Origin of the sequence: Methylomicrobium album BG8 (assembly GCF_000214275.2) — a bacterium.
Lineage (GTDB): Bacteria > Pseudomonadota > Gammaproteobacteria > Methylococcales > Methylomonadaceae > Methylomicrobium > Methylomicrobium agile.
The window spans coordinates 1,888,123-1,912,971 of sequence record NZ_CM001475.1 but is presented as its reverse complement, the minus strand read 5'-3'; the positions used below and the strand labels follow the sequence as shown (position 1 = coordinate 1,912,971).

Sequence of the window (24,849 nt, the reverse complement as noted above, 5' to 3'; positions counted from 1 at the left end):
CCGTACAGTCGCACCTCCTTCTATTATCCCAACGACCATGATAAACTCCGTCTTACTAAGTAAGAATACCGAGTCATCATGCCGACAGTGACAGTTTCCGATAAAGGCCAAGTTGTAATACCGGCGGAAATCCGCCGGCGAATGGGCATTACGCCCGGCTGCCAGCTCAATTTCATTCTGGAAGGCAATGCGTTGCGGGTCGAAGTCAAGCGCCGCATCCAGCCCAGCCGTGCCGAAGAAGGTTACGGCATGCTGGTCTGCAAAAGACGGGGCGAAAGACGGTTATCCGATTTCGATGTCGCCCAAGCCATGCGCGAGACGCCGGATAATGATAGCGATTGACACGAATATACTGGCGCGCTTTTACGTGGAGGATCCCAACGATCCTGAAGCAGTCAGACAACGCCCCATTGCCCGGCGCATTCTAACGGAATCGGCGGATTTGTTCGTTCCGTTAACCGTAATATTGGAATTGGAATGGGTGCTGCGCGCATTTTACGGTTTCGGCAGCGACGATTTCGCGCGCGTTATTACCCATCTGTTAGGGCTTTCCCACATCAACGTCGAAAACTGGCCCAGCATTGCCGACGCATTGGAATTGCACCGTGAAGGTCTTGATTTTGCCGATGCCTTGCATCTAAAGGCAGGCCAACATTGCGAGATTTTTTACAGTTTCGACGACCGGCGTTTTGCCCGGCGCGCAAAAAAACTGGGCGTCAAACCGAACGTTACGGTGCCGAGTTAAAGCCGGGATTCGGACTTGCTGCCGGCTCAATCTCGGTCGGATCAAGTGATCAGCGGGTTTGCAGAACCCGTCCGACCGAAATACCGGGCGCTTCGGCAATCGCTCGATCAACTGCGGGAGTCGCCCACGATGGCGCTCGGGTGGCGGATCAGCATCGAATAGCCGCCCTTGTATTTGTTCAGCCAGCCGCGCACCTCGACCGATCGGCCCAGATAACGGCTTAAATCCGGAAACATCGGCAATCCCCGCTTTTCGATCCGGGCCTCGAACTTATCCGAAAATTTCAGGTACACGAATTTCCGGCTGCCGCGCAAATCGACGACCCGCCCGGTCACCCGCGTCCAGCCCGGATGGCCCGAAGCCGGCAGGCGGTCGGCCGGAATCGGCTCGTATTCCGATTTACGCCAGATGCCCAGGCGGGCCTTTTCGGCACGGCGTTCGGCATCGACCAGCCGGTCGACATACAGCAGATTCGGCGGATAGATATTCACCGCCGCCAGACCTTGCTCGACCAGTTGCAGATTGATATGCTCCTTTTGATCGGTAAACACGTGCGCGAGCGTCCTGCCGTATTTGTCGGCCGCTTCAGCATCCGACTCCAGCCGCACCTTGCGGTTTTGCAGCTTGGCGGCGAGCCAGCGCTTCGCCTCCTCGCCGCCTGCCTGTTCCGGCTGATTGCGATGCTCGACCTCCGGCGTGTTCACGCCAAGCAGCCTGACCTTGCGGCCGTCTTCGAGCATCAGCGTGTCGCCGTCGAACACTTTTTTGACCCGGTAGAAACCGTACCCCGGCTTAATGTCGAGCACTTTCGCCGCCGCAGCCGGACGGTCGGAGTAATGTTTGTTGCCGGCGCCGTCCTGCCAGCCGTAGATTTCCGCGTTGACCCAATAGGCCAGGCATAACAATAATAGCGAGACGATACGCCGCATGGATTTCCTTGAAAGGCGAAAAAGACCGGCCAAACCGTGTTGACCCGAAGAAAACTTCAGTCCCCTTATTTTAGCCTAACCGTCGGAATGCTTTGATTAACGACTTATTATTCGTTTACGGTACGCTCCGCCGCGGAAGCCGCCATCCGCTGGCCCGGCTGTTGGCCGAAAATGCCGAGTGGCTCGGTTTCGCCTATTTTAGCGGCCGGCTGTTCGATCTCGGTGCGTACCCCGGCGCGGTGCCGTCCGGCGACCCCGCGCACCGGGTCCGGGGCGAGCTCTACCGGCTTGACGATCCCGCTGCGATACTGCCCCTGCTCGACCGTTACGAAGAATTCGGCGAAGAGTTCCCCGAACCGAACGAATTCATCCGCTCGCTGCAGGCGGTCCGTTTCAAAGGGTGCGCGTTGAAAGCCTGGATTTATCTTTATAACTGGCCCACCGGCAACCTTACCGTTCCAGGGCAAAACCATTCCCATAAACTGAAATAATGCATGATCACGATCATCCAGCGCGTTACGACCGCCCATGTCGCGGTCGACCATCAAATCATCGGCAAGATCGGGACCGGCATCATGGCGCTGGTCGCGGTCGAAAAGGAAGACAGCGAAAAGCAGGCCGAACGCCTGCTCGAACGGATTCTGAATTACCGGATTTTTCCGGACGAGGCCGGCAAAATGAACTTGAGCCTGAAAGACATCGACGGCGGCCTGCTGCTGGTGCCGCAATTCACGCTGGCCGCCGATACGCAAAAAGGCAACCGCCCCAGCTTCACCTCCGCCGCGCCGCCGGAGCACGGCAAAAAGCTGTTCGGCTATCTGCAGGCTCTGGCGCTGAACGTCCATCCTTCCGTACAATTCGGGCGCTTCGGCGCCGACATGCAGGTGGCGCTGGTCAACGCCGGCCCGGTCACCTTTACCCTCAGATCGCAGTAACGCCCCCCTTACCAGCCGCTGTCGTCATCGTTCCGATAGGGCTGCGGCTTCACCTTGTCGGAAATTTTAGGAACCTTCGCCGAGCGCAGCAGAATCAATGCGCTGCCCAGGACGAACAGCAGGGCGACGATAAACAAAACGATCCACATCGGATAATCCTCAAGTTGCCTGAAAACCTTTAATAGACTATAAAATAGCCGCATAACGTTCCCATTTTAACGCGCTAAAGGTACGGCGTATGGAACGATTCATAAGGAATTTCGGGAAGCGTTTTATGACCCTTCTTGATGGCACCGCTTTGAAACCGACTGTTTGGGAAACCGATCCGATGACTTTTACCACCGCCCGCCTCTGCGATGCCCACGCCCACGATATGCACTTTCATATTGCCGAACCGCTGTTCAAACCCTACGGAGCCAAGCCGATATTCCGGGGCCGCATCACGACCTTGAAAGTTTTCGAAGACCATGGGCAGATCAAAACCATCCTGCAGGAAAAAGCCGAAGGCCGCGTGCTGGTGGTCGATGGCGGCGGGTCGCACCGCTGCGCACTGATCGACGCCGAGCTGGCCAAACTGGCGGTCGCTAACGGCTGGCAGGGACTGGTGGTTTACGGCTGCGTCCGCGATACCGCAGAACTGATCGAACTGCCGATCGGCATCCGCGCGCTGCACGCCCATCCTTTGCAAAGCCACCAGAAAAACTTCGGCGACCGCGATCTGCCGGTCTTTTTTGCCGGCGTCCACTTTAAAAAAGATCATTTTATATATGCCGATCATGACGGAATCGTCGTCTCGGACAAAATGTTGAGTTAAAATAAGCGGATATTTTCCCACTATGGAAGTCAAGATATGCAAATCGTACTCGCTAACCCGCGCGGATTCTGTGCCGGCGTCGACCGGGCCATCGAAATCGTCGATCAGGCGCTCGAAACCTTCGGCGCGCCGATTTATGTGCGCCACGAAGTCGTGCACAACCGCACTGTCGTCGACGGATTGAAAGCGAAAGGCGCGGTATTCATCGAAGATTTGAAAGAAGTACCGGTCGGCTCGTATCTGATCTTCAGCGCACACGGCGTTTCCAAGCAGGTGCAGAAGGAAGCCGAAGAACGGCAGCTGACCGTTTTCGACGCGACCTGCCCGCTGGTTACCAAAGTGCACATCCAGGTCGCCAAGCATGCCAAATCGGACCGCGAAGTGATCCTGATCGGCCATGCCGGCCATCCGGAAGTCGAAGGCACGATGGGCCAATACGAAAAATGCACCGAGAACGGCGGCATTTATCTGGTCGAAACGCCGGAAGACGTCGCGAACCTGAAGGTGAACAATCCGGACAATCTCACCTATGTCACGCAGACCACCCTGTCGATGACCGATACGAAAGTGATGGTCGACGCGCTCAAGGCCCGTTTCACCGGCATCAAGGAACAAAAAAAAGACGATATCTGCTACGCCACGCAAAACCGCCAGGACGCGGTTCAGGACCTGGCCAAGAAAGCCGACGCGATCCTGGTCGTCGGCTCGCCGAACAGCTCCAATTCCAACCGCCTGCGCGAAATCGCCGAACAGCTCGGCAAACCGGCCTACCTGATCGATACCGCCAAGGACATGAAACAGGAATGGTTCGACGGTATCGAAGTCGTCGGGGTGACCGCCGGCGCCTCGGCGCCGGAAGTGCTGGTCCAGGAAGTGATCAGCAAGCTGAAACAATGGGGCGGCTCGACCACCACCGAACTGCCCGGCATCGAGGAAAAAGTCGTCTTTTCGTTGCCGAAAGAACTGAAAAAACACATGGTGCAGTAATTGCCCGCCGAACTCGACTCGCTCCGCCTCGATAAATGGCTGTGGGCCGCGCGTTTTTTCAAGACGCGGGGTCAAGCCCAGGAAGCGATCGCGGGCGGCAAGGTGCACGTCAACGATCAGCGCGTGAAACCCGGCAAGGAAGTGAAGCCGGGCATGCGCCTATCCATCACCAAGGACACCCTGCACTGGAAAATCACGATCGTAGCGCTCTCCGCACAGCGCCGGCCCGCCAAGGAAGCGGCGCTGCTCTACGAAGAAGATCCCGAAAGCCACGCCAAACGCCAGCAGCAGATCATCGGCGAACGCGAAATGCGCGCGCTGATGCCCAACAACGGCCCCGACCAGCGGCCGAACAAAAAGCAGCGGCGAATGATCCACCGTTTCAAGCAGGATTTCGATCTCTAACGTAGGGTACGCTCGACTGCAGGGATGCAGGAGGTAGAGCAATGCAGGAGCAATTGCCGAGTGCGTACCTTTCTCGATTCTTCCGGTTCATGGTACGCACAGCGTACCCTACATGCACGTCGGCGGCTTCGGCAGCCCCGCCAGCTTGCAGGCGTATTTCAAAGGCCCCTCGGGAAACAGGCGATGCAGATACCGGCTGTTGCCTTTGTCCTCGCCGAGCGCCTTCGCAACCGCTTTCGCGAACACCCGCGCATTCGGCAAATGCTTGAACTCGAAGTAATAATTCCGGATGAAGCGAATGATTTCCCAGTGCGCGGGGCTCAATTCGATCCGCTCCGCCTCGGCCAGCTTTTCCGCAATCGCTTCGTTCCAGTCGGAGGCGTTGACCAAAAACCCCTGATCGGTCGTCGCCAGCGCCCTGCCGCCCACCTTCAATTCCATGACTGAATCAACGGATGCGCGACGGTCAGTTCGACCAGTCCTGGATAATCGATCACTTCGATGCCTTCCACGATCCGGTCGGCCTCGATACCGCGCATCAGCAGATCGGCGGACAGCGCATACAGAGGGTGATCGGCCAGCATCCCTGCCAGACGATCGTACAGCCGGCCGTCACGTAAAATCCAGAGCACCGCATTTTCCAGAAACACCACGCTGCTGCCCGAATCGATTCTTTCCAGAACGGCTGACGGAACCGGCGAAGCGGAAATCAGATGCAGCATTAATGCGCTTCGGTCAGTTTAAGACCGATGACGCCGAGAATCACCAGCGAGATCGACATCAACCGGCATACATCGGCCGGTTCCTTGAACAATAAAATGCCCAGGGCCGCAACCCCGACCGCCCCCATCCCGGTCCAGACCGCATAGGCCGTACCCAGCGGCAAAGACTTGATGGCCAGCATCAACAGGTAAAAACTGCACAATCCCGACACGCAGGTGACCACGCTGGGCCACAATTTGGTGAAACCTTCGTTGAACTTCAGGCTCAATGCAAAAACAATCTCCGCGAGACCGGCGGAGAACAACAATAACCAGGCCATTTAGCGCCTCTTGCTTTACTTCGGTAAAAGCGACTATTCTACCCTAGGCGGCAGTCTCGACGAAATCCCGCAGCGCGGCGGCGCATGGCCATCCACTTCGGTTTTATCTCCTTATGATGACGCTTTATTACACGCACGGCGACTTTCTAAGACACACCCCGCCCTTTGAGCACCCCGAATCGCCGGATCGGCTGCGCCGCATCGAAAAAGCCTTACAGGCGCCCGAATTCGCCAAACTGGTCAGAAAATCGCCGCCGCTCGGACCCGCGCAATACGATCAAATCCGGCTGATCCATACCCAGGCACATATCGACCGGGTTTTACACCCCATCCCGGAAGGCAGCCACCACTACCTCGACCCGGACACCTATCTTTCGCACGGCAGCGCGAACGCTGCCTTGCGCGCAGTCGGCGCGGTCTGCGATGCGGTCGACCAAGTGGCCGGCGGCAAGGCCGACAACGCTTTTTGCGCGGTGCGCCCACCCGGCCATCATGCCGAACCGGACCGGGCGATGGGTTTTTGCCTGTTCAACAATGTCGCGATCGCCGCCGAACATGCGCGGAAACACCCTTCGATCCGGCGCATCGCGATCGTCGACTTCGACGTGCATCACGGCAACGGCACCCAGGCTGCCTTCGAACGGCAAGCCGAGGTGCTGTACGTTTCCACTCACGAAATGCCTTTATATCCGGGCACCGGTTATCCAAACGAAACCGGCGTCGGCAATATCGTCAACATTCCGCTCGCGGCCGGCACGGACGGCGCCGAATATCGCCATAAGGTCGAAACGATCGCCCTGCCCGCACTACGCCGTTTCAAACCCGAACTGCTGCTGGTTTCGGCCGGTTTCGACGCGCACTGCGACGACCCGCTCGGTAAGCGAGCAGCCGTACCACATAGCCAGTCTGTCGGCACTCTGGTTTAGTCTATTGAGCGGAGAGGCAGTAATTCGTCGATACGACTGTTAGGCCAGGTAGGCAGTTTTTCGAGGGTATCTTTTAGCCAGGCCGAAGGATCGAGGCCGTTGAGCTTGGCAGTGCCGAGCAGCGTTTGGATCACGGCCGCTCGTTTTCCGGCACGTTCTGATCCTGCAAAGAGCCAGTTCTTTTTACCCAAAGCGATCGGTCGGATACTGTTTTCAATCGGGTTGTTATCAATCGGCAGATCACCGGTTTCGGCATAACGGCTGAGAGCGATCCAACGTTTCAAGCTGTAATCAATCGCTTTGGCCGTGGCGCTGTTGGGCGCGGTTTGAATGCGGGTGCGTTGCAGCCAGTCGTGTAGATCGGCCAGTGCCGGCAGGCTTTTCTGGGCGCGCAAGGCTTGACGCTCAGCGGGCGTTAGGTCACGACCTTCGGCTTCGATCGCATAGAGCACCGCGATCCGGTTCAAGGCTTCTTGGGCGATCGGGCTCTGACTGGCCTGTAACAGGTCGAAGAACTTCCGGCGCGCATGCGCCCAACACGCCAGTTCGATGCACGGTTCGATCAGGCGTTGATCCTCGGGATGCGCACGGGCCGCCGCAAACAGGGCTTTATAGCCGGCATAGTCGTCGACCACGAGGTGGCCTTGCCAATCGCCTAGAAACTGCCCGGCATGCCGGCCGCTGCGGCCGGCTTGATAGTCGAAGACGAGGATCTTGGGGCCCGGCTGCAGGTCGTTGCTGCGGTAGGCCCACAAATAGGCCTTTTTCGTTTTGCCGTTGCCGGGATCCAGCTGGGGGACCGGCGTCTCATCCGCATGTAAACTATCGCGTTGCAACAGCTGCCAGGCCAAACGGTCGGACAAAGGCTGCAAGGCGACGCCGAGACGTCCGACCCAGTCGGCCAGGGTGGAACGGGATAAGGTCACGCCGTCGCGGGCGGCGATTTGTTCCAAGCGGTAGAGCGGCAAATGATCCTGGAATTTGCTGATCATCACCCAGCTCAACAAGCCAACCGCGGCCAGACCGCCATCGATCACCGCCGGCGGAATCGGCGCCGCCGTGACGGTCTCGCAGCTCCGGCAGGCGTACTGCGGACGGATATGGCGATGGACGAAGAACTTGGCCGGCTCGACATCCAGTTGCTCGGTCACATCTTCGCCGATCTTGACCAACTCCCGGCCGCAGTGCCCGCAAGTGCAGGATTCCGGTTCGTGCCGGTGTTCGATGCGGGGCAAGTGAGACGGTAACGGTTGCCGGCCGGCGCGCAGGCGTTTGGGGCGAACCACCGTTGCACAAAGGCTGGCATCTTGCAGTTGCTCAACTTCGGCTTCAATCGCCGAAATATCCGTGTTCCAGGTTTCCTCGAACACATCCCGCTGCAAGGGGGCCAAGGCTTCGCTCTTGGGGCTGAAACGAATGCGTTTGTAATAGGCCAACTCGTGCGTCAGCGCGGCGATTTTAATGTCTTTGCTCTGAATGGCTTTGGCATCCCGCTCAGCCTGTTCAATCAGCGCTTGAAGCAGCGCCGCCACTTCGGTTTTAGCCGAAGGTTCCAAGTGCAACTGATCGAGTTTGGCGAGGGGGTTCATGGCTGTCATTATACCGCAGAAACCCCCTGAATGCCTTGATTTTGCTGGGTTGCAGCAGCTTTTAAAGCCGCACTTTACACCCGCCATGCTGCTGATGGCTCTGCCGAGAGACGTTGCCAATCGACACCGGCGGCCAACCACTGCCACTGGGCCGGACTGAGCGCAAAGACCGGATCAGAGGCCTTGGGCCAAACAAAACTGCCGCGATGCAAACGGCGCTGGCACAGCCACACGCCATTGCCGTCCCACAGCAACAGACGCAAGCGGTTGCCGGCCCGGTTGCGGAAGATGAAGGCCGACCCGGCACCCGGCGAATGCCCCAGGCTGTGCTGGACGATCGCGGTTAAGCCATCCAGGCCGCGCCGCATGTCAACCGGCGCCACCGCCACCCAGATCTGCGCCGGACTCGCGATCAAGCCAGGCATCGTAACAGTTCCGCTACCCAACTCGCCGGTGTTGAAGCCGGCAATTCCAGGCGATGGCCTTGGCGACACTGCAACACCAGACGCTCGATGGAGGGGGCGGCGTTTTCAACGCGGACCGGGATTAAGGCCAAGGGTGAGGCGCCTCGACCCTTGCGGTAATCCGATAGCCGTGCGGCAAAGGTACGACTGTTAAGGCTGTGTTGCCGGCAATAAACAGACTGCTTTAAACCACTGCTTTGCCAGGCTTCGATATGATCGAGCCATCGTTTCGATAATGCCATGATTCATCCTCACCAAAAATAATAAGGATGAACTGTCCGGTATTGCTTGAACAGATGGGACGGCTAGACGCTTACCCCGCTCGCGGACATCGAGCTGGTCGAGGACGACTACCGCTGGATTACGGAAGAATTGATCACCGTCGCCAAGGAATTCTGCAACGGCCGGCTGATATCGGTTCTGGAAGGCGGCTACCACCTGGAAGCCCTGGCGCGCAGCGTGGCGGCGCATGTGGGAGTGTTGCTGCAGGCTTGAACACCAAAGCGACTTTCCCACCCTCACAGACCTGCCAGGTTTTGAAAACCTGGCAGGTCTTCTCCATCAATGTTCCTCACGCAGCCAGGCCGCGATAAGGCCCAATTTTACATCTTTCCTGCGCATGCTTTCCCATGTTGCCACCAGAACATAGCTCGCCAAGGCGGCCGACAGCGAAACCAGATAAGGCGTCGCCAGATCCAGAACATGATGCCCGACAATCCAGGTCAGCATACCCACAGCCAGCGTCACGCCGGCACTGAACGCGCCGCCGAAGGAAGTGAAGAGCCCGAAGATCACCACCGTAAAAATACCCGCGCTGCCGAAAGCGGAGGCCTCTTCGACCAGCGTGTAGACCCGGCCGGCATTCAACGCCAACGCAAAGGCGACGATTCCGCTCGCCAGCACGATCATCCGGGCGATTTTGACTTTCGCCGCATCGTCCCGAACCTTGACCAGCGGCACGACCAGATTGTGCGACAACAGCGCCGAGGCCGCCAGCAAGGCGCTGTCGACGGTCGACAAAATCGCCGAAATCAGCGCGCCGGCGAAAACGACGTAGAAAAAAGAATGCAGATATTTTTGCGCCAGCGTCGGCAAAATCTGCTCCGGTTCGTTCAACCCGGGCAGGAGCTGCATACCAAGCAGCCCGATCGTGACCGGAATCAGGCCGACCGCCAGATAAAGCAGGCCGCCGTACACGCAGGCGCGGCGCGCCACTTCGGGAGAGCGGCTGGCCAGCACTCGTGCGACCAGCTCCTGAGAAAGCACCGAGCCGCAGATCGGGATCGCCCACTGTTCCAGCGTTTCGAGACCCGATTTTTCCGACGTTCCGAAAAATCCCAACCGTTCCGCATCCAGACGCGCGATCGACACGTCGAGGCCCCCGCCCGCCTCCAGCACGATCACCAGCAACAGCAGCAAGCCAATGATCAGCGCGATGCCCTGCACCGCATCGGTCACCACGTCGGCCAGCAAACCGCCGTACATCGTATAAACGATCACGACCGCTGCCGCGACCGCAATCGCGATGTCGACTTCGAGCCCGGACGCCGAAGACAGCACCTGCCCAAACGCGCGAACCTGCGCCGCCGCCCACATGATCGAGGTCGGGGCGATCAGGAGCACGGCAAAGCTCTGGATTCCGGCCGAATAACGCTGCACGAACAGATCGGCCAGCGTGGTCAGATTGCGCCGCCACAAATGCGCCGCAAACACCAGGCCCATTAGAACCAAACAAAGGGTGTAGCCGAACGGATCGACCGTTGCGCCCGACAGACCGTTTTCGTAGACCGAACCCGCCGCGCCGATGCAGGTCTCCGCGCCGAACCAGGTCGCGAACACGCTCAGGCTGCCCATGCCGACGCCGAGACTGCGCCCGGCCAATAGATAATCGCTTTCGCTGGTGATTTTTCGCGAACAATAAACGCCGACCAGCAGTTGCAGCAGGATGTAAACGACGATGCCGACAAGTACGGTATTCATGCCACGGATACGAGCGAAGTCAAAAACGGCTCATTGTATCCCAGGAAAGCGGGAAGTCAGGAGAGATTCGAAGTTCGTACGGATTGCGTAAAATGCGCAATCCAACCTGCGGAGCCTATGATCGGGATGAATGACGGGTTGAGAGCTGTAGGGCGTTTTCGCGACAGCAAAACGCCTAGCCCTCAAAGCGAAGCGAGGCGGATTGCCTGGCGGCGAATCCGCCCTACAAGGGAGCCGTAGGTTAAGCCGGCAAAAGCCGACTCAACATGAAAAACCTACTGCTGCCCCGCGAACAGTGCTTTGAAGACCGCGTGATTTTTCGCCTGCACAAACGCATCGAATGCCGGCTGATAATGTTTGCGCACCCGCGCTTTTTGGATGGTCAACTGGTGAACCAACTCGTCCAGGGCTCTCAGCGTGGCGGGCGGCAACTCGCCTTTGTTATCCTTGCAGCAGCGATCGATATAATCGATCTGCACGTCGAGATCCTGAAAATCGCCAAGCACGTCCTGCAATCCTTTAAGCTGCTTGATCAGCTTTCTAACCTGTTGCCTGGGATACAGGCTTTGAAAAAACTCGATCAGGTAACGCAATTTCTTACAGGTCTTGCGCAATTCGTGTAGATTTTCCGCCGGCGAATGCGGCGTAATCGCCCGGCCCTCCTTGACTATGCGACGATAGATCTTCCAGATACGGCGATCAGCCAGCGTTTTGATGTCCGGGCAGTGTACAGCGGTGGATTCCGGATACGACCGGCTTTTCAGGCAGTGCTCCCATTCCGTCAGTGTCTTGCGGTATTTGGCCGAACTCAATTTTTCAGCCAGATCCCGTTGATTTTGCGTTCGCTTTTCCTGCAGCAGTTCCAGAAACGGCTCGATATCCGCATGCGAATCGGCAGGCAGATGAAGCATGTAGCGCTCGAATTTCGCCAAGTAAACGTCGAGATCGCGCGTCGGGCCGGTAACCTGGCCCAACCAGGAGAAAAAATCCGCGAAATAGCTTGTTACATCGGCCGTCAGCACATCCTTGAGCTGACCGAGGCCGGTACGGGTTCGCCGCACCGCGACCCGAAAATCGTGCAGAAACTCGGAATCCAGGTCGGCAATCACGCCCTGTTCGTTCAACTTCATCGTTTTCAATAAAGCGCCGAAGATGAATTTGACGGCCAGATCGGCGCGCATCGAGGAATCGAGATCGATTTTGAGCTTGGACGAATAATCGTTCGGCTTGCGGCCTTCGAGCGCGAGCGCAAGGTCCAACGGCGACCGGGCGAGCGGCTGCATGCCGAGCGCTTCGGTCAGGGTCGCGGCGATATGTTCCGCGGTTTTCAGGAAACCTTTGACCGGCTGAAGCGTCAGTTGGCTGTTCAAAAGTTCGTAATCTTCAAGCAACAGGCGCAGGATGATGCGCTTTTCTTCATTGCGCAGCAACAAATGATAGGCTTCGTACTCCAGCGAACAGAGAGGCAGCAGTGCGCGCGGTTCCAGATAGGTTTCCAGCGTAGTGCGCACCTTGCCCGCTTTAAGAAGATTGGCCCGGTGAGGGATCTCCTGCGTTTCCAGGGTCGCAAAAATCCGGCCGTTCTGCAGATTTTTCAATACCAGGTTCGAAGCCGTCCGGGACCGGTTGAATTCACACAAAATTTCGTTTTGATAAAGGCGCCAGTCGAAACTGTCGTAATAGGTGCGGAGGCAATACTCCTGCAAAACCAGTTGCACGTCGGCAAACTTATCCAGAGACGCGATCAGCTTATCAACGCCCAGACCCGCAGGCAATTCGAATCGTAAGTCCATCATCCCGTCGTTCCGGAAGCAGATTTTGAGATAAAAGGCATAAATCCTTTATACTGCCATTCTTATATGACAGTTTAATGACGTCGGCCGCCATACACAAGCACAGCCGGCGGGGTTGTTAATTTTGACCGCCGAAGTCCGTCAAGATTGCAAAAAACCCATTTATTTTGAAGGGTAAAAAACGATGAGAGAATTATGGTTGTTGCGCCATGGCAAATCGGACCGCGATGCGGTGGGTTCCGACTTCGACCGCCCGTTGAAACCGCGCGGCAGACGTGCGGCGCAGCGTCTTGGCGAGTGGTTGCAGGAGCGCGGGCTATATCCGGATTTGATCATTACATCGCCTGCCCGGCGCGCGCTGAATACCGCCCAACTGGTCTGCGACGCGCTGAAACGGCCCGAGCCGCCGACGCAGGAGCCGCGGCTTTATTTTTCCGGCCTGGAAGAAATCAAAAACGTACTCGCCGGATGTCTCGAATCGGCCCAATGCGTAGTGCTGGTCGGACATAACCCGGACCTGGAAGAACTGCTGGTCGAACTGGTCGGCGAAGACGGCCTGCCCGAGGTCGAGAAACTGATGCCCACGGCAGCTTTGGCCCGGCTTGAAATGCCGGATGACTGGAGCGAACTGGAAGCCGGCTGCGCCAGACTGATCGAAATTCTCTATCCGAAATCTTTGCAGGAATAGAAAAACGACTGAAGAAAAAGGAGAGGGGAGCAAAAAGCTCTCCCTATGAAGAAGACAGATGGCGGAGCGGACGGGACTCGAACCCGCGACCCCCGGCGTGACAGGCCGGTATTCTAACCGACTGAACTACCGCTCCGCGTTAGAAGGCGGGCATTTTACAGGATTTCTGAAATTCGTCAAGCACTGTTGCCAACTTTGTAGGGTACGCTATGCGTACCATCAGGCAAAAAGGGGGTACGCATGGCGTACCCTACAAGGGAATCGCATTTCGGCAGGCCGGCGCCCCGCCCCTGAAATGAAGAATCCTGTAGGGATATTCCCACTGATGGGCTATAATGACCATCTTAAATATTTTCAATTTTCCCGGTGCCGTTTGGCGTAAGTCGCCGAGTCGGAAAAATTTTTTCGAAAATTGAATTTTTTTAAAATATTCCTATCTCAAGATACGAAACAGTTAAGGGGGCGACTTGGCTTCGACGTGGGTAGCGAAACCTTAAGTGCATGCCGAGGACTGTACACCTCGTAAAACCTACAGAAAAAAAGTATTCGCAAACGACGAAAACTACTCAATGGCTTTGGCTGCCTAAAAACAGCCACCATTCCTTTGACTGTCTGTGCTTATGCGGGCAGAGTTCTTAATGTCCTTCGGGACAAGCGGAACGCTCAGAGGTCATTCACATAAGATCGCGCCAAAATTTGTCCGGGGTGGCGGCGCTAAAACCTAACGGAATCGCTGACAGTTTTCTTGGCCCGACGGGTAGCTGGCAGCTAAATCAAAAGCGCGGGATAAGCATGTAGACCTTACGGCGGAGTACTTGCGGACGCGGGTTCAATTCCCGCCGCCTCCACCAATTCAAAATTCATTGAAGTTCAATGAAACCCAAAAACCCGCGAGTTTAAAGGCTCAGCGGGTTTTTTTATGTCCAACGAAGTGCAATGAAAACCATTGACTACCAGCAATAGTTGCTGGTAACGGATTTGCCAGCAAATGGGAACCAACATGGCAAAACCTCTCAACAAGTTATCTCCGCATACCGTTAAGAGCATGGCGGCCAGAGCGAAGAAGGAAGGCAACGTCGAGAAAGCGATAGATGGCGGCGGTTTGTATTTCGTGGCTGAACCCAACCGTTCGTCATGGTGACGATTCGATTACCGGGCTACTGGAAACCATCCGGCGCATTGAATCACGCGGAGCCATCGAGACAGCCCACCGCACCGATCACACATACGCGGCGGTATTCGCCTTTGCTACCGGAACACAGCGTTGCGAAAACAACCCGGCAACCGCCATTAGATCGGTCTTGAAGCCAGTTCCACTGGCAAAAGAATTTTACACGTCTAAAAGATCAGGGCAACATATCGAATTTGCTCAACGGCATCACCGATTATAAAGGCAATCATCTTGTGAGAACGGCGCTTAAACTGTTGCCGTTGGTATTTGTCCGGCCTGGAGCGCTGACAAAGGCTGAATGGAAGGACATCGACCTGGAACAAGCAATGTGGACAATCCCGGCACACGCCAAGAAACAACGCGCCGCCCTCAAGCAAGACCCTGACCGCGTTCATCTTGTCCCCTTTTCGAGGCAGGCGGTCGCTATCCTGCAAGACCTCTATCCTTTAACCGGATCGGGACGCTTTATATTCACCGGCTTGAGAACGACACCGAGTAGCAAAGGCGAGCGGCACATGGCCTCTGAACCATGCTAGGCGCCTTGTACCGCATGGGTTACAGCAAGGAAGAAATGACCTCACACGGATTCCTTGGAATCGCTTCCACCAACTTGAGAGAGGCCGGCAAAGGCAAATTCAGTCGCGACGTAACCGAGCCACAAATGGCGCATGCCATCACCAATAAAACCGAAGCCGCATACAACCATGCCGAATATATGGAAGAGCGCACGGCAATGACACAATGGTGGGCCGACTATCTGGACGGATTGAAAAATGGCGCGCAAGCGATACCGCTCAGACAACCAACATAGCGCATAAAAACAAAAATTTTATAAGGAACTGAACCGATGTTTACCAATACTTGGGGAAATTATTACTACGGCTATGATGATAAGGCGGATAAGGAATCTAAATCGGCTCGCCATTGGACAGAACTACTAGATTTTTACCAACCCGATTTGCAGGCCAAGGTAACGCGAACCATTACGCAGTGGAACTTAGTCGTCAGAGATCATTTGCGCAATGAAACCGCCTTGCGGCTCACAACGGGCAGTGAAACCACTCAAATTCCCATTAAAGTATGCGACGGCTTGCCGATTCCTTTGGCCGATGCGCTTAAAAAATATGACAACATTGCCGAATTGCTGTTAAACGAACAAGCATTCACCCATGTTTCCAACGGACTCAAAATTGCGGATGACCAGTTTGAAAAACTTCGGCAACTATTGCCTTGTGATTTCTCGAAAACCGAACTTGAAAGAATAGGCTCATGGTTCGAGGGCATTGTCGGCCAACTCCAAAAATTTGCTATAAAGGATGAGCTTAGAATGCTCAATCAGGACATTCTGGGCGCTTATTTTTTCAATTCTCCTCGGATTGAAATCTATTGGGCAGCGATCGGCATTTACGCCCAGCTTTATAACATTTCCGTTGAAGGACTTTGCTTGGTGACCCTCGCGCACGAGTTAGCTCATGCTTATACCCACATGGGCAAAGACATTGACGGCGCAACGTGGAAGAAGGCTGATTTTGCCGATGCCGATTTGCCCCTTGTTGAAGGCTTGGCTCAGTTCTATACGAAAACGGTTTGTGAAAAACTGGCCCCGCGTTTTCCCGGAGGCTTGGAAGCCTACCGGGCTTTATTGGAAACACAATCCCCAGCGTACACCGAACATGAGAATTGGATCAGAAACCATCCGCATTTGAAGGAAGCCGTCCGCTTTTGCATGATCCAATGCAGAAGCCAAGGCGTTAAATCCTACGGGCAGTTTCAAGATATTTTGCATCAAGTAAGCGGGCTTCCTTTTTCTTCGGTTCAGAAATAGCCCTGATATTTGCCATTAGCCGCATTTATGTTCGCGAGAATCTCCAATAGCCGGCGCGCAAAATCCCGCTGAACATTTTCAGGTATTTCGGGAAGTCTGATCTCGGCCAGATTGGCGTAATACATCCGCTGCTTTACACCTCCCACCCGGTTAAATGCGACCAAGGCGAGGAAATAATCCGTTTTCAGCATAAGCGCCATAAAATCAGGAAGAAAGCCACCTTTCAGCCAGGGCAATCGCGCTATGTCGCTTTTTTCCCGAAGATCAGTTCGGCGCGATACCGGTCGCTCAAACAAGCTCGCAGTTTTCATCGGCGCAGGCTGTCTTTGCTCGGTCCGTGGTTATTTAGCAGGTTTAAAGCCGTACGCCGGATTAACGCCAGGTTTTCCGACGAATGATCTTTTCGGGCCCGGTTGCCGTCTTCCCTGAACTGCACATCCAATAAGCTTTTCCATTCCGACTTCTGTTCGAGCCAGTCGATCTGCGCACTTAAATGGCAGCGGCGAATTTCAATGCGCCCATGGTCTTTATCCACGGTTTCATGCATAGGCAGATGTCCGGCCGTCGCTTTGGTATCGAGCCAAAGCCTGACGTCGCCGCACAAATCCTTGTGATTGTCCTTCAATGCCAGCAGGTAATCAGCTTGGGCATCAATAGTAGTGGCGATGCGCTTCTGACAGCCCATCGCGTCAATCGAGACCAGCGCACCGGTCATGTCCAGCATCGAAACAGATCGGGAATCGCCGTAATCTCGTTGGGTTTCTCGCCGACAGCCTTTTGCGTCAACGCCCAGCGCGCTTTGGCTGCATACGCACTCAGCAAATGCACGGCCTTGTCGCCGATGCGACTGCCGCGCAACGTCTTGCCATCCAGGCAGAGGTGTTCGCCCGACAGACTCGGCAACGCCGCATGAACCCAGCTTAAAAAGGCTTCCTGAAAGGCTTGTGGATCAATCCGCCCCAACACATCGCTTAAGGTGTCGTGCGACGGGATGCCGTTTGGCAACTCCAGAAACTCACACAGCCACGCCTTTTTCTCCTCGGCGAATGCTTCCATGCCCACCCAGTCTTCTATGCCATTCAGTACGGCGCATAACACGATCCTTAAAATATCGCTCAGTTTGTGCAACTTATTTTTCGTCTCGCGGCATGGATCTTTGAGGTCCTCGAAATACGGCATTGGATTGGGTAACATCCTTGTTTTCTCTGCAAATGGCCTATTTTATAGGCTTGGCCCTGTCAAGGGGGGGGGATAGCGCAATTGCCCTGATAAGATATTGAATCTTCTAAATTTTTATTATAAAAAACGCCATAATACCTTGAAGAGGTTACATTTTGTTACAATTCAACTTGAGCTTAATCTCGCGATTTCCTTTAAATTGTAGTTGTCCAGAATTCCGGCAGCAGATAGCGGTCTTTCTACAAACCGGAAACTTGCCGCGGAAGTGGCGTCTTATTTGAAGATTGAGCATAGGCAACTGATATTACAAAGGATTTCGTTTAAACTAATGCATATGAATTCACAATTGCCATTACCCGGTCATTATAGAGATAGTCTCCGGCGTAAACATAGCGGGAAAAGCAGGGGTATAGGAAAAATTGACTAAGGAAAAAACCGGATTGTCCCCACGAAAACGCCTTCTTGCCGCCTGCTGTCTTCAGGCAACTGAAAAACTGCCCGTTGATGCAAGCGAGGCCCGATCTAACATGACTTATCCCGCCCCCGAGATTCCGTCCAGTAAAATTCGCCCTTTTTTATGATCGCGACCGTTTCTTTTTTACCCTCCTACGATGCCCCGCTGGAACAACACAAGGAATACCTGCGCCGGTGCGTGCCGTTGATGGTCAAGCACAATATCCCGCCCGATCCGATCAATTATGCGATCTGGTATGAATACGTGGCCGGGCGCAATGCGCAGTTGATGCAGGAGCTCGATGCGCTGGTCCGCGCCAAAGCGCCCTTTGACGCCGCTACCAGCCTGAAGCTCTATAAGACTTACATTTGCCATGCCTCGGTGGAATCGTTCGAAAAGATCAATGCGCAGCTGCAGCGGCTCGTCGATCAAGCCGCCCAGGCCGTCAGCCTGACCAGCGAACGGGCGGCGGCGGCCGGCGATCACTTGGCCGAGCGATCCCAAACCCTGGCGGCCGCCGCGCAGCAAGTGGGGCTGCAAACCATTCTGTCCGAAATCATCCAGGAAACCAAGCAATTGGCAAAAACCAGCGAGGTACTGAAAACCCGGCTCGACGAAACCCATAAGGAAATGGCGCAGTTGCGCGACGAACTGGCCCAAGTGCGGGAGATCGCCAAGATCGATGCCCTGACCGGTCTGTTGAACCGCCGGGCCTTCGACCAGGCGTTGAAAGCCTTCGTCGCCAACCCGGCGGCGCAGAAAGGCTGCCTGGTGTTGCTGGATCTGGATCATTTCAAACGGATCAACGACACCCACGGCCATTTGGTCGGCGATAAGGTGCTGCGCTATTTCTCGACCTTATTGCAGAAATACGTGGCCGCGCATCATCACGCCGCCCGCTATGGAGGCGAGGAGCTGGCCATCATCATGCCCGGAACCTCTTTGAACGAAGCGCTGACGATCACCGAGCAGATCCGCAGCGTGATGGAGACGAGCCGGCTAAAGCATAACGGCAGTCTCGATGCCTTGGGCAAGGTCACGGTCTCCTCGGGCATTGCCGTCCGGCAGTCCGGCGATACCTCCGAAAGCCTGATCGACCGGGCCGATGCCGCCCTGTACCGCGCCAAGGCCTCCGGCCGCAACAGAATCGCCGTGCAGGAAGAACCTTAACCCGAAAGCGGCAGGCAAAAGCGCAACTATTTTTTGATCTTGTCCTTTTCCGGAAGCAGATCGACCGTGAGGCAGCTAAGCGCTCTCGCAAGCCTGCGCAACGCGTCGATCGAAATGTTTTCGGCCTGGCCCTGTTCGAGCTTGCTGATCATCGACTGGGTAACGCCGGACCGGTTCTCGAGCTCCTGCTGGGTCAGCCCGAGGCTGAGCCGTTTATTTTTTAATATGTCGCCGATTCGCATCAGGTCATCCCTCCTCAAGAATAAGCTCGGCATTATATGAACATATTCATAATCCGTCTAAAAAAGTCGCAAAAAAAAGGGCCGTCAAAACGGCCCTTAGTCTGTACCGGCGGGTTTATTTGATGACGAGGCGCGCGCCCTGGCTCAGGCTGGCGCCGGCGACGCTCTGCCCCGCCTGCAGCGCTTTCCTGATCGCGGTTTTATCGACCTTCCAATTGACGACCGGCTCCTTGAATTCGGCCGGCACCGAGTCTTCGTCCAAAATCTCGACCGCAGGCGGATTGCTCCGGATCGTCACCCTGAAATAAGGGCATTCGATTTCGGTCATGCCGCTGTGCTCCATGTTGCTTTTCAGGTAGCCCTTCAGCCATTGCACCCGGTTTTCCAACGTTTTCCGGCGCTTTGCCATATTCGCCTCGGCGACTTTGATCGCTTCGGCGGTGGTTTCCATGTTGCGCAAAAATTTGGCCACATTGACGGCCTTTTCCTCCAGTTCGCCAGCCAGCGCTTCCAGCGTGTCGCTGATCGCTTCCGCCGGCAGCTCAGCATCCGGGTCGGTCAAGGCATCGAGGGCCTGCACATAGTGGGCGCTCAACTGGTACAGCGTTAAATTGGGCACCTTACACTCCTGCGAACTGATCGAGCTTACTGTAAAGCCGGTGGTAAAACTCCTGGTTCAAATCCAGAAAGGTTCTGAAACGCTGATGCGACGCGTTGGCCATCCAAGCTTTGACCCGTTTCCGGTCGAGGCCGAGTTCTCTTATCCTCACCTCCAACTGCTTGAGTTGTTCCTTGGTGATCCCCTCGAAGCCGTTGTTCAGCACGGTGGTTTCCGCTTCCCGGATGCTTTCCGCTTCGCGCAACTGCATCATGTCTTCAAGATCCTGGGTGAAGACCTCCGACAGGCCGGCCATCCTCAGCGTGGCGTCGATATGCGCGGACTTCTCGGCCATTTTCAGCGATTTGTTGATGTCGCCGTTATCCTGCGCAACGATCCGGGCCCCTACCCCGTCGGCGACGACGCGACCGGAACCGTCGACAATCTCGCAGCGGATAATGATCTGGCTCAGCTGCGGGCCGTTCAACGCCGCCTTTTCATAGGCGGGCAGCGTCGGATAGCGCACCGTCAGACCCAGCATGCCGCAGATTTTTTCCGCGCCGGCCTTGAACAGGCTCGGCTTGCTGAAATGATCCGGATTCCGGCAGTCCTTGCCGGCCGAACAGCGCCTGTTCGCGACGTGAATGCTTCCGAAATCCAGACCGTCGATCAAGGCGTCCCGCACCCAGACCATCAGCGCGGCGCGGTTCTGCTTGCGCCGGTCCAGCCCTTCCTTGAACATATCGGCCGGCAGGTCGAGCGGATTGGCGGCGATCACCGGCGGTTCGTTTTCCGGCTGTTTTTCAATAGTGGCCGGAACCACTGCTTGCGATATAGATTGCATAACAAAAACACTCTTCATATACGATTGAGAAACGGCGAAATCGGGCGGATGCCTTTTCCCGCCGTATTCTTCGGTGTTCTTCCGGAGGAAGAACGGTTGTTGCCGATCGGCTGCATCGGGCGTTGACCGGGTTTATCGTGCCGGACCGGCTCGCTGAAATTTTTCTGTTTGAGTCGTCATGATGATGAATGCCCTCCTGATAAACAAAATTAGGAAGAATGAGAAATCGAGACCCGAAGCTGAAACAGCTTCAAAACGGCGCCGCTTCGGGACTTTCATCGGTTACTTTAAGACCGTTTTTCTTTTGACGGCCTTTCACGGTGGCGAGTACTTTTCGGACAGCTTCCGTGAGGGTTTTGCCGGTTTCGTAATAAGGCTCGATATCCGCACCGGGCGGGGCCGAGACGAAAACGGCAAAGTTTTCGCCCCACTCCGTCGAAGGCGCGCGGCTCGCGCAGACGTCCCGCCCGTGGATGCCTTGGCTATCCAACGCGGTACGGACCACGCTCACCGCACACCGCTGTTTTTTTTCAAGATTGGTCAAAAATAAAAATCTCCGAAAAAGAGGGGTCAAACTCCGGAGTATGAATATATTCATATTTCAGGACGCTTTTCATCCTGTCAATTGATCATGTCAGACCTGGCAGAACCGGAAAAGTTGCTCTCCTTCCCTTTCGTCCAACCAACGAACTCCCAAGCGCAAACGGGAGGAGAATGTATGAATATATTCATATTTTATACCAAAACACTATTTTTTTCATATAGCTATTTTCGACAGGATGAGGAGGGAACGGATTGGGCCGCCCTCACGGCATGCCGGAATCGATGATCTCTTCTCTTGAATGAAAGATCATCGTGCCCACACTCTGCGCTCATCTTCATGCACCCGTCCTGCAAAACCCAAATGCGAATTAAGCGTTGCATCGGCGTTGCTCTATCAACTCTTTGCAGAGCAAATCCCCCTGCCCCTTTTTCAAAGGAGATATCGCCAGTCTGCAGTCTGTAGGAGGGGTAGAGACGACCGCCGAAACCCATCATGGAGAGCTATATCGTACTTCGTATTGATGGGTTTCGCTGCGCTCTACCCCTCCTACCTTGCTTTGCCTTATACCTGATTCGATATGCAACCTTGCTTAGGGGAGAGGCGGTTTGCTTCGCGAAACCGCCCTACTCCGATACCTGGGGCAACGCCACAGGATGGTTTCGCGGAGCAAGAGACAGGTGACGGAGGTGCCGAACGGGATATTTATCCCGTCCGTAACGTTTGGAATCGCGCGAACACAGACGATGATTTTATGTGGGCGGGAGGTCTTCAAACGTAGGGGCGGGGTTATCAACCCCGCCCCGCTCAGGGCTTTGAACGCCTGCCGGTCGTTGATTGGAACCGGCTATCCGAAGGTATAACGGCGAGCGCTCGATGTGGGAGCGCAGCCCGTGCGCTCCGGTCCTCGCGCCCCAGCGGAGAGCGCGAGGCACGGCGGCTACCGCCCCAACCGCTTCTCGGTCTCCAGAATCCGCGGCGTCGTCTGCAGCACCGTATCCGGATTCAGGCTCATCGAATCGATCCCGATTTCGACCAAAAACTCGGCCATTTCGGGATAGTCGGACGGCGCCTGGCCGCACAGTCCGCAATGGCGCCCGTTGCGGCGCGCGCCTTCGACCGCGAGGCGGATCATCTGCTTCACGCCCGGATCGCGTTCGTCGAAATCGTTGGCCACGATTTCGGAATCGCGGTCGACGCCCAAGGTTAACTGGGTCAGGTCGTTCGAGCCGATCGAGAAGCCGTCGAAATGCTTGGCGAATTCGTCGATCAGGATCACGTTGTTCGGAATCTCGCACATCACGTACACCTGCAGCCCATTCTCGCCCCGCTTCAGGCCCAGTTTCGCCATGGAGTCGAGCACCCGTTCTGCCTCGTCCACGCGCCGGCAGAACGGAATCATCAGAATCAGGTTGGTCAGCCCCATCGTCTCGCGCACATATTTCATCGCCGCGCATTCGAGCGCGAAGCCTTCGGCATAGGCCGGATGCACGTAGCGCGAAGCGCCGCGGAAGCCGATCATCGGATTCGCCTCGTCGAACTCGAACCCGCGTCCGCCGAGCAGGGTCGCATATTCGTTGGTCTTGAAATCGGACATCCGGACCACCACCGGTTTCGGATAGAACGCCGCCGCGATCGTGCCCACTCCTTCGGCCAGGCGCTGGATGAAGAAATCCCGGCCGCTTTCGTACTGCTGCGTCAGCGCTTCCAGTTGCGCTTTCTCGGCCGCGTCCCGCACCTTTTCCGGATGGATCAGCGCCATCGGATGCGCCTTGATCGATTCGGTAATGATGAACTCCATCCGGGCCAGACCGACGCCGTCGTTCGGCAGGAAGCTGTGCTTGAACGCCGCTTCGGGATTGCCGACGTTCAGCATGATGTGGGTTTTCGGGTGTTCCAGGCCGGACAGGTCGGTGGTGATTTTTTCGAAATCGATCAGGCCCGGATAGACCTTGCCGACATCGCCTTCCGCGCAGGACACGGTCACCGGCCCGTCGGTCTTCAGCACTTCGGTCGCGTTTTCGCAGCCGACCACGGCCGGCACCCCGAGCTCGCGGGCCACGATCGCCGCATGGCAGGTGCGGCCGCCGCGGTTGGTCACGATCGCGGACGCGATCTTCATCACCGGCTCCCAGTCCGGAGTCGTGATGTCCGCGACCAGCACTTCGCCGGCCTTGAACCGGGACAATTGCTCGACATTGTCGATCACCCGCGCATTGCCCTGGGCGATCCGGCCGCCGACCGCGCGGCCGGTGACCACGGGCGTCGCGGAGCCTTTCAGCACGAACTGATCGAGCGTCGCGCCCTGTTTCAGCGACGCGACCGTCTCCGGGCGCGCCTGCACGATGTAGAGCTGGCCGTCGATGCCGTCCTTCGCCCATTCGATGTCCATCGGCCTGTGCCTGCCGGCCTTGGCGCTGTAATACTTTTCGATCTCGATCGCATAGCCGGCCAGGGTCAGCGCATCCTCGTCGCCGATGCAGAAGCGGGCGCGCTCCTGCTCGCTGGTCGCGATGTTGCGGGTCGGTTCGCGCGTGCGGCCTTCGCTGTAGATCATCTTGATCTTTTTGGCGCCCAGCGAGCGCCGAAGCACGCTGCGGTAGCCCTGCCCGTAAGTCGGCTTGTGCACGTAAAACTCGTCCGGATCGACCGCGCCCTGCACCACGTTTTCGCCGAGCCCGTAAGCGCCGGTGATGAACACCACGTCCTTGAAGCCCGATTCGGTATCGAGCGAGAACATCACGCCGCTGGCCGCAAGATCCGAACGAACCATTTTCATCACCCCGACCGACAGCGCCAGTTGGAAATGGTCGAAACCGTGATCGACCCGGTAATGGATAGCCCGGTCGGTGAACAGGCTGGCCATGCAGCGCTTGCAGGCATCGAGCAGCGCCAGATTGCCGCTGATATTCAAATAAGTGTCCTGTTGGCCGGCGAAACTGGCGGTCGGCAAGTCTTCCGCGGTAGCCGAGCTGCGCACCGCAACGCTCAGCTCGTCGCCGTATTCCTTTTTCAGCTGCGCATACGCATCGAGAATCTCGCGCGCGAGATCGGCCGGAAACGGCGCGCCGTAGATGACTTCCCTCGCCGTCCGGGCGCGTCGGGCCAGATCGGCGACATTATCCGGATCGAGATCGTCCAGCGCTTCATGCAGCGCCTGCCAGGCATTGGCCTGATCGAGCAGGTAGCGGTAAGCGTCCGCGGTCACCGCGAATCCGTTCGGAATCTTGATCCCTTTCAGCGTCAGTTCGCGGTACATTTCGCCGAGCGAGGCGTTCTTGCCGCCGACCAAAGGTACGTCTTCGATCGATAATTCATTGAACCAGCGGATATATTGCATCTTTTCAGGCATTCTCGTCTCCTTGTATTCCAGGTGCGGCAGACCACCGCGAAAACCCATTGTAGTCTAGTAGCAATCGTTTCCGGCAGCCAGAACGAATTTATCTCCGGCCGCCCCTGTATATTTGAGGGCCGCTTGGGTAAAGCGGTTGCCAATTGCGGCGGTCTTAGTCGAGAATAGGCGCGAGG

The 24,849-nt window shown here is 56.3% G+C and carries 32 protein-coding genes, 1 tRNA gene, 1 other RNA gene and 1 pseudogene; 17 read left to right on the top strand and 18 right to left on the bottom strand.

The window, feature by feature from the left end; genetic code table 11:
* Positions 1–78 precede the first annotated feature (78 nt).
* Both METAL_RS08270 and METAL_RS08265 read left to right on the top strand, forming a co-directional pair.
* Positions 79–342 (top strand): AbrB/MazE/SpoVT family DNA-binding domain-containing protein, encoded by a 264-nt coding sequence (locus tag METAL_RS08270; protein WP_005371344.1) that lies wholly within the window; start codon positions 79–81, stop codon positions 340–342.
* A complete protein-coding gene (locus METAL_RS08265) occupies positions 329–745 on the top strand; it encodes a type II toxin-antitoxin system VapC family toxin (RefSeq protein WP_005371342.1) in 417 nt (138 codons plus the stop codon). The genes METAL_RS08270 and METAL_RS08265 overlap by 14 nt, the downstream gene beginning before the upstream one ends.
* A 107-nt stretch (positions 746–852) precedes the next feature.
* Here METAL_RS08265 and METAL_RS08260 read toward each other — a convergent pair whose 3' ends face one another.
* Positions 853–1,674: a thermonuclease family protein gene (locus METAL_RS08260; protein WP_005371340.1), complete on the bottom strand. Its 822-nt coding sequence runs from the start codon at positions 1,672–1,674 to the stop codon at positions 853–855.
* Positions 1,675–1,766: 92 nt separating this feature from the next.
* On the opposite strand from METAL_RS08260, the gene METAL_RS08255 reads away from it, so the two are divergent.
* Positions 1,767–2,165 carry a gamma-glutamylcyclotransferase family protein gene (locus METAL_RS08255; protein ID WP_005371339.1) on the top strand — a complete coding sequence of 133 codons (399 nt, stop codon included), beginning with the start codon at positions 1,767–1,769 and terminating at the stop codon, positions 2,163–2,165.
* A 3-nt stretch (positions 2,166–2,168) separates the two neighbouring features.
* Complete coding sequence (gene dtd / locus METAL_RS08250; protein ID WP_005371337.1) at positions 2,169–2,609, top strand: D-aminoacyl-tRNA deacylase; 441 nt, start codon at positions 2,169–2,171, stop codon at positions 2,607–2,609.
* Between the two features lie 8 nt (positions 2,610–2,617).
* Here dtd and METAL_RS20670 read toward each other — a convergent pair whose 3' ends face one another.
* Complete coding sequence (locus METAL_RS20670) at positions 2,618–2,758, bottom strand: hypothetical protein (RefSeq protein WP_005371335.1); 141 nt, start codon at positions 2,756–2,758, stop codon at positions 2,618–2,620.
* 179 nt (positions 2,759–2,937) lie between these two features.
* Here METAL_RS20670 and rraA point away from each other — a divergent pair, with 179 nt between their 5' ends.
* From rraA to METAL_RS08235, 3 genes are read left to right on the top strand one after another with little or no spacing between them, the layout of a single operon-like run.
* Positions 2,938–3,423 carry a ribonuclease E activity regulator RraA gene (gene rraA / locus METAL_RS08245; protein ID WP_031431527.1) on the top strand — a complete coding sequence of 162 codons (486 nt, stop codon included), beginning with the start codon at positions 2,938–2,940 and terminating at the stop codon, positions 3,421–3,423.
* 36 nt (positions 3,424–3,459) lie between these two features.
* Positions 3,460–4,410, top strand: coding sequence for a 4-hydroxy-3-methylbut-2-enyl diphosphate reductase (ispH, locus tag METAL_RS08240; RefSeq protein WP_005371329.1), 951 nt, complete (start codon positions 3,460–3,462; stop codon positions 4,408–4,410).
* On the top strand, positions 4,411–4,815 hold the full coding sequence (locus tag METAL_RS08235) for an RNA-binding S4 domain-containing protein (RefSeq protein ID WP_005371326.1): 405 nt from the start codon (positions 4,411–4,413) through the stop codon (positions 4,813–4,815). It abuts the gene before it with no gap.
* Between the two features lie 108 nt (positions 4,816–4,923).
* Here METAL_RS08235 and METAL_RS08230 read toward each other — a convergent pair whose 3' ends face one another.
* Genes METAL_RS08230 through METAL_RS08220 form a run of 3 tightly spaced genes read right to left on the bottom strand, consistent with a single transcriptional unit; the run spans position 4,924 to position 5,857 of the window.
* The gene (locus METAL_RS08230) at positions 4,924–5,256 is read right to left on the bottom strand and encodes a TusE/DsrC/DsvC family sulfur relay protein (protein ID WP_005371320.1); all 333 of its coding nucleotides are present in this window, start codon (positions 5,254–5,256) and stop codon (positions 4,924–4,926) included.
* Entirely contained in the window at positions 5,247–5,537 is a 291-nt protein-coding gene (gene tusB / locus METAL_RS08225) for a sulfurtransferase complex subunit TusB (protein WP_005371315.1), read from the bottom strand. Before tusB ends, METAL_RS08230 begins: the two co-directional genes overlap by 10 nt.
* Positions 5,537–5,857: a DMT family transporter gene (locus METAL_RS08220; RefSeq protein ID WP_005371313.1), complete on the bottom strand. Its 321-nt coding sequence runs from the start codon at positions 5,855–5,857 to the stop codon at positions 5,537–5,539. The genes tusB and METAL_RS08220 overlap by 1 nt, the downstream gene beginning before the upstream one ends.
* A 113-nt stretch (positions 5,858–5,970) precedes the next feature.
* Between METAL_RS08220 and METAL_RS08215 the strand changes: the two genes are divergently transcribed.
* Positions 5,971–6,783: a histone deacetylase family protein gene (locus METAL_RS08215; protein ID WP_005371312.1), complete on the top strand. Its 813-nt coding sequence runs from the start codon at positions 5,971–5,973 to the stop codon at positions 6,781–6,783.
* On the opposite strand, the gene tnpC is transcribed toward METAL_RS08215, so the two are convergent.
* The 3 genes from tnpC to tnpA all read right to left on the bottom strand — a co-directional run bounded on the left by tnpC (position 6,780) and on the right by tnpA (position 9,078).
* The gene (tnpC, locus tag METAL_RS08210) at positions 6,780–8,372 is read right to left on the bottom strand and encodes an IS66 family transposase (protein WP_005371083.1); all 1,593 of its coding nucleotides are present in this window, start codon (positions 8,370–8,372) and stop codon (positions 6,780–6,782) included. The genes METAL_RS08215 and tnpC overlap by 4 nt on opposite strands.
* A gap of 74 nt (positions 8,373–8,446) precedes the next feature.
* Positions 8,447–8,797 (bottom strand): IS66 family insertion sequence element accessory protein TnpB, encoded by a 351-nt coding sequence (gene tnpB / locus METAL_RS08205; protein ID WP_005371080.1) that lies wholly within the window; start codon positions 8,795–8,797, stop codon positions 8,447–8,449.
* A complete protein-coding gene (tnpA, locus tag METAL_RS20665) occupies positions 8,785–9,078 on the bottom strand; it encodes an IS66 family insertion sequence element accessory protein TnpA (RefSeq protein WP_005371078.1) in 294 nt (97 codons plus the stop codon). Before tnpA ends, tnpB begins: the two co-directional genes overlap by 13 nt.
* A 130-nt stretch (positions 9,079–9,208) precedes the next feature.
* On the opposite strand from tnpA, the gene METAL_RS20660 reads away from it, so the two are divergent.
* Positions 9,209–9,331: a hypothetical protein gene (locus tag METAL_RS20660; protein ID WP_342633135.1), complete on the top strand. Its 123-nt coding sequence runs from the start codon at positions 9,209–9,211 to the stop codon at positions 9,329–9,331.
* A gap of 66 nt (positions 9,332–9,397) precedes the next feature.
* Here the strand turns inward: METAL_RS20660 and METAL_RS08200 are convergent, their stop codons facing one another.
* Both METAL_RS08200 and METAL_RS08195 read right to left on the bottom strand, forming a co-directional pair.
* On the bottom strand, positions 9,398–10,816 hold the full coding sequence (locus tag METAL_RS08200) for a high affinity choline transporter 1 (RefSeq protein ID WP_005371309.1): 1,419 nt from the start codon (positions 10,814–10,816) through the stop codon (positions 9,398–9,400).
* Positions 10,817–11,091: 275 nt separating this feature from the next.
* Positions 11,092–12,612, bottom strand: coding sequence for a CYTH and CHAD domain-containing protein (locus tag METAL_RS08195; protein WP_005371307.1), 1,521 nt, complete (start codon positions 12,610–12,612; stop codon positions 11,092–11,094).
* A gap of 181 nt (positions 12,613–12,793) precedes the next feature.
* On the opposite strand from METAL_RS08195, the gene METAL_RS08190 reads away from it, so the two are divergent.
* Complete coding sequence (locus tag METAL_RS08190) at positions 12,794–13,297, top strand: SixA phosphatase family protein (protein ID WP_005371305.1); 504 nt, start codon at positions 12,794–12,796, stop codon at positions 13,295–13,297.
* Between the two features lie 59 nt (positions 13,298–13,356).
* Here the strand turns inward: METAL_RS08190 and METAL_RS08185 are convergent.
* Positions 13,357–13,433 (bottom strand) — tRNA-Asp (locus tag METAL_RS08185).
* 322 nt (positions 13,434–13,755) lie between these two features.
* On the opposite strand from METAL_RS08185, the gene ssrA reads away from it, so the two are divergent.
* From ssrA to METAL_RS08175, 6 genes are all read left to right on the top strand, one after another.
* Positions 13,756–14,148: a transfer-messenger RNA gene (gene ssrA / locus METAL_RS20655) on the top strand.
* A gap of 149 nt (positions 14,149–14,297) precedes the next feature.
* Entirely contained in the window at positions 14,298–14,438 is a 141-nt protein-coding gene (locus METAL_RS20650; RefSeq protein ID WP_213069481.1) for a hypothetical protein, read from the top strand.
* Entirely contained in the window at positions 14,389–14,688 is a 300-nt protein-coding gene (locus METAL_RS22115; protein ID WP_425357667.1) for a phage integrase central domain-containing protein, read from the top strand. Before METAL_RS20650 ends, METAL_RS22115 begins: the two co-directional genes overlap by 50 nt.
* Entirely contained in the window at positions 14,663–15,004 is a 342-nt protein-coding gene (locus METAL_RS19905; RefSeq protein ID WP_051040362.1) for a tyrosine-type recombinase/integrase, read from the top strand. The genes METAL_RS22115 and METAL_RS19905 overlap by 26 nt, the downstream gene beginning before the upstream one ends.
* On the top strand, positions 14,998–15,279 hold the full coding sequence (locus METAL_RS19900; RefSeq protein WP_051040361.1) for a tyrosine-type recombinase/integrase: 282 nt from the start codon (positions 14,998–15,000) through the stop codon (positions 15,277–15,279). The genes METAL_RS19905 and METAL_RS19900 overlap by 7 nt, the downstream gene beginning before the upstream one ends.
* Positions 15,280–15,315: 36 nt before the next feature.
* On the top strand, positions 15,316–16,293 hold the full coding sequence (locus METAL_RS08175; protein ID WP_005371303.1) for a hypothetical protein: 978 nt from the start codon (positions 15,316–15,318) through the stop codon (positions 16,291–16,293).
* On the opposite strand, the gene METAL_RS20645 is transcribed toward METAL_RS08175, so the two are convergent.
* The gene (locus tag METAL_RS20645; protein WP_213069480.1) at positions 16,284–16,604 is read right to left on the bottom strand and encodes a hypothetical protein; all 321 of its coding nucleotides are present in this window, start codon (positions 16,602–16,604) and stop codon (positions 16,284–16,286) included. The two genes, METAL_RS08175 and METAL_RS20645, sit on opposite strands and share 10 nt — an antisense overlap.
* Positions 16,601–17,472: pseudogene (locus tag METAL_RS08165) on the bottom strand (ISAs1 family transposase). The gene METAL_RS20645 and the pseudogene METAL_RS08165 overlap by 4 nt, the downstream one beginning before the upstream one ends.
* Positions 17,473–18,049: 577 nt before the next feature.
* Between METAL_RS08165 and METAL_RS08160 the strand changes: the two are divergent.
* Positions 18,050–19,096 (top strand): GGDEF domain-containing protein, encoded by a 1,047-nt coding sequence (locus tag METAL_RS08160; RefSeq protein ID WP_005371300.1) that lies wholly within the window; start codon positions 18,050–18,052, stop codon positions 19,094–19,096.
* Between the two features lie 26 nt (positions 19,097–19,122).
* Here the strand turns inward: METAL_RS08160 and METAL_RS08155 are convergent, their stop codons facing one another.
* From METAL_RS08155 to ppsA, 5 genes are all read right to left on the bottom strand, one after another.
* Positions 19,123–19,338, bottom strand: a complete 216-nt coding sequence (locus METAL_RS08155; protein ID WP_005371298.1) for a helix-turn-helix domain-containing protein — start codon at positions 19,336–19,338, stop codon at positions 19,123–19,125.
* A 115-nt stretch (positions 19,339–19,453) separates the two neighbouring features.
* Entirely contained in the window at positions 19,454–19,957 is a 504-nt protein-coding gene (locus tag METAL_RS08150; RefSeq protein ID WP_005371296.1) for a siphovirus Gp157 family protein, read from the bottom strand.
* A 1-nt stretch (position 19,958) separates the two neighbouring features.
* Entirely contained in the window at positions 19,959–20,780 is an 822-nt protein-coding gene (locus METAL_RS08145) for a hypothetical protein (protein ID WP_005371294.1), read from the bottom strand.
* 250 nt (positions 20,781–21,030) lie between these two features.
* Positions 21,031–21,324 (bottom strand): hypothetical protein, encoded by a 294-nt coding sequence (locus METAL_RS08140; RefSeq protein ID WP_005371292.1) that lies wholly within the window; start codon positions 21,322–21,324, stop codon positions 21,031–21,033.
* A 937-nt stretch (positions 21,325–22,261) separates the two neighbouring features.
* Positions 22,262–24,673 (bottom strand): phosphoenolpyruvate synthase, encoded by a 2,412-nt coding sequence (gene ppsA / locus METAL_RS08130; protein WP_005371291.1) that lies wholly within the window; start codon positions 24,671–24,673, stop codon positions 22,262–22,264.
* Between the last annotated feature and the right edge of the window lie 176 nt (positions 24,674–24,849).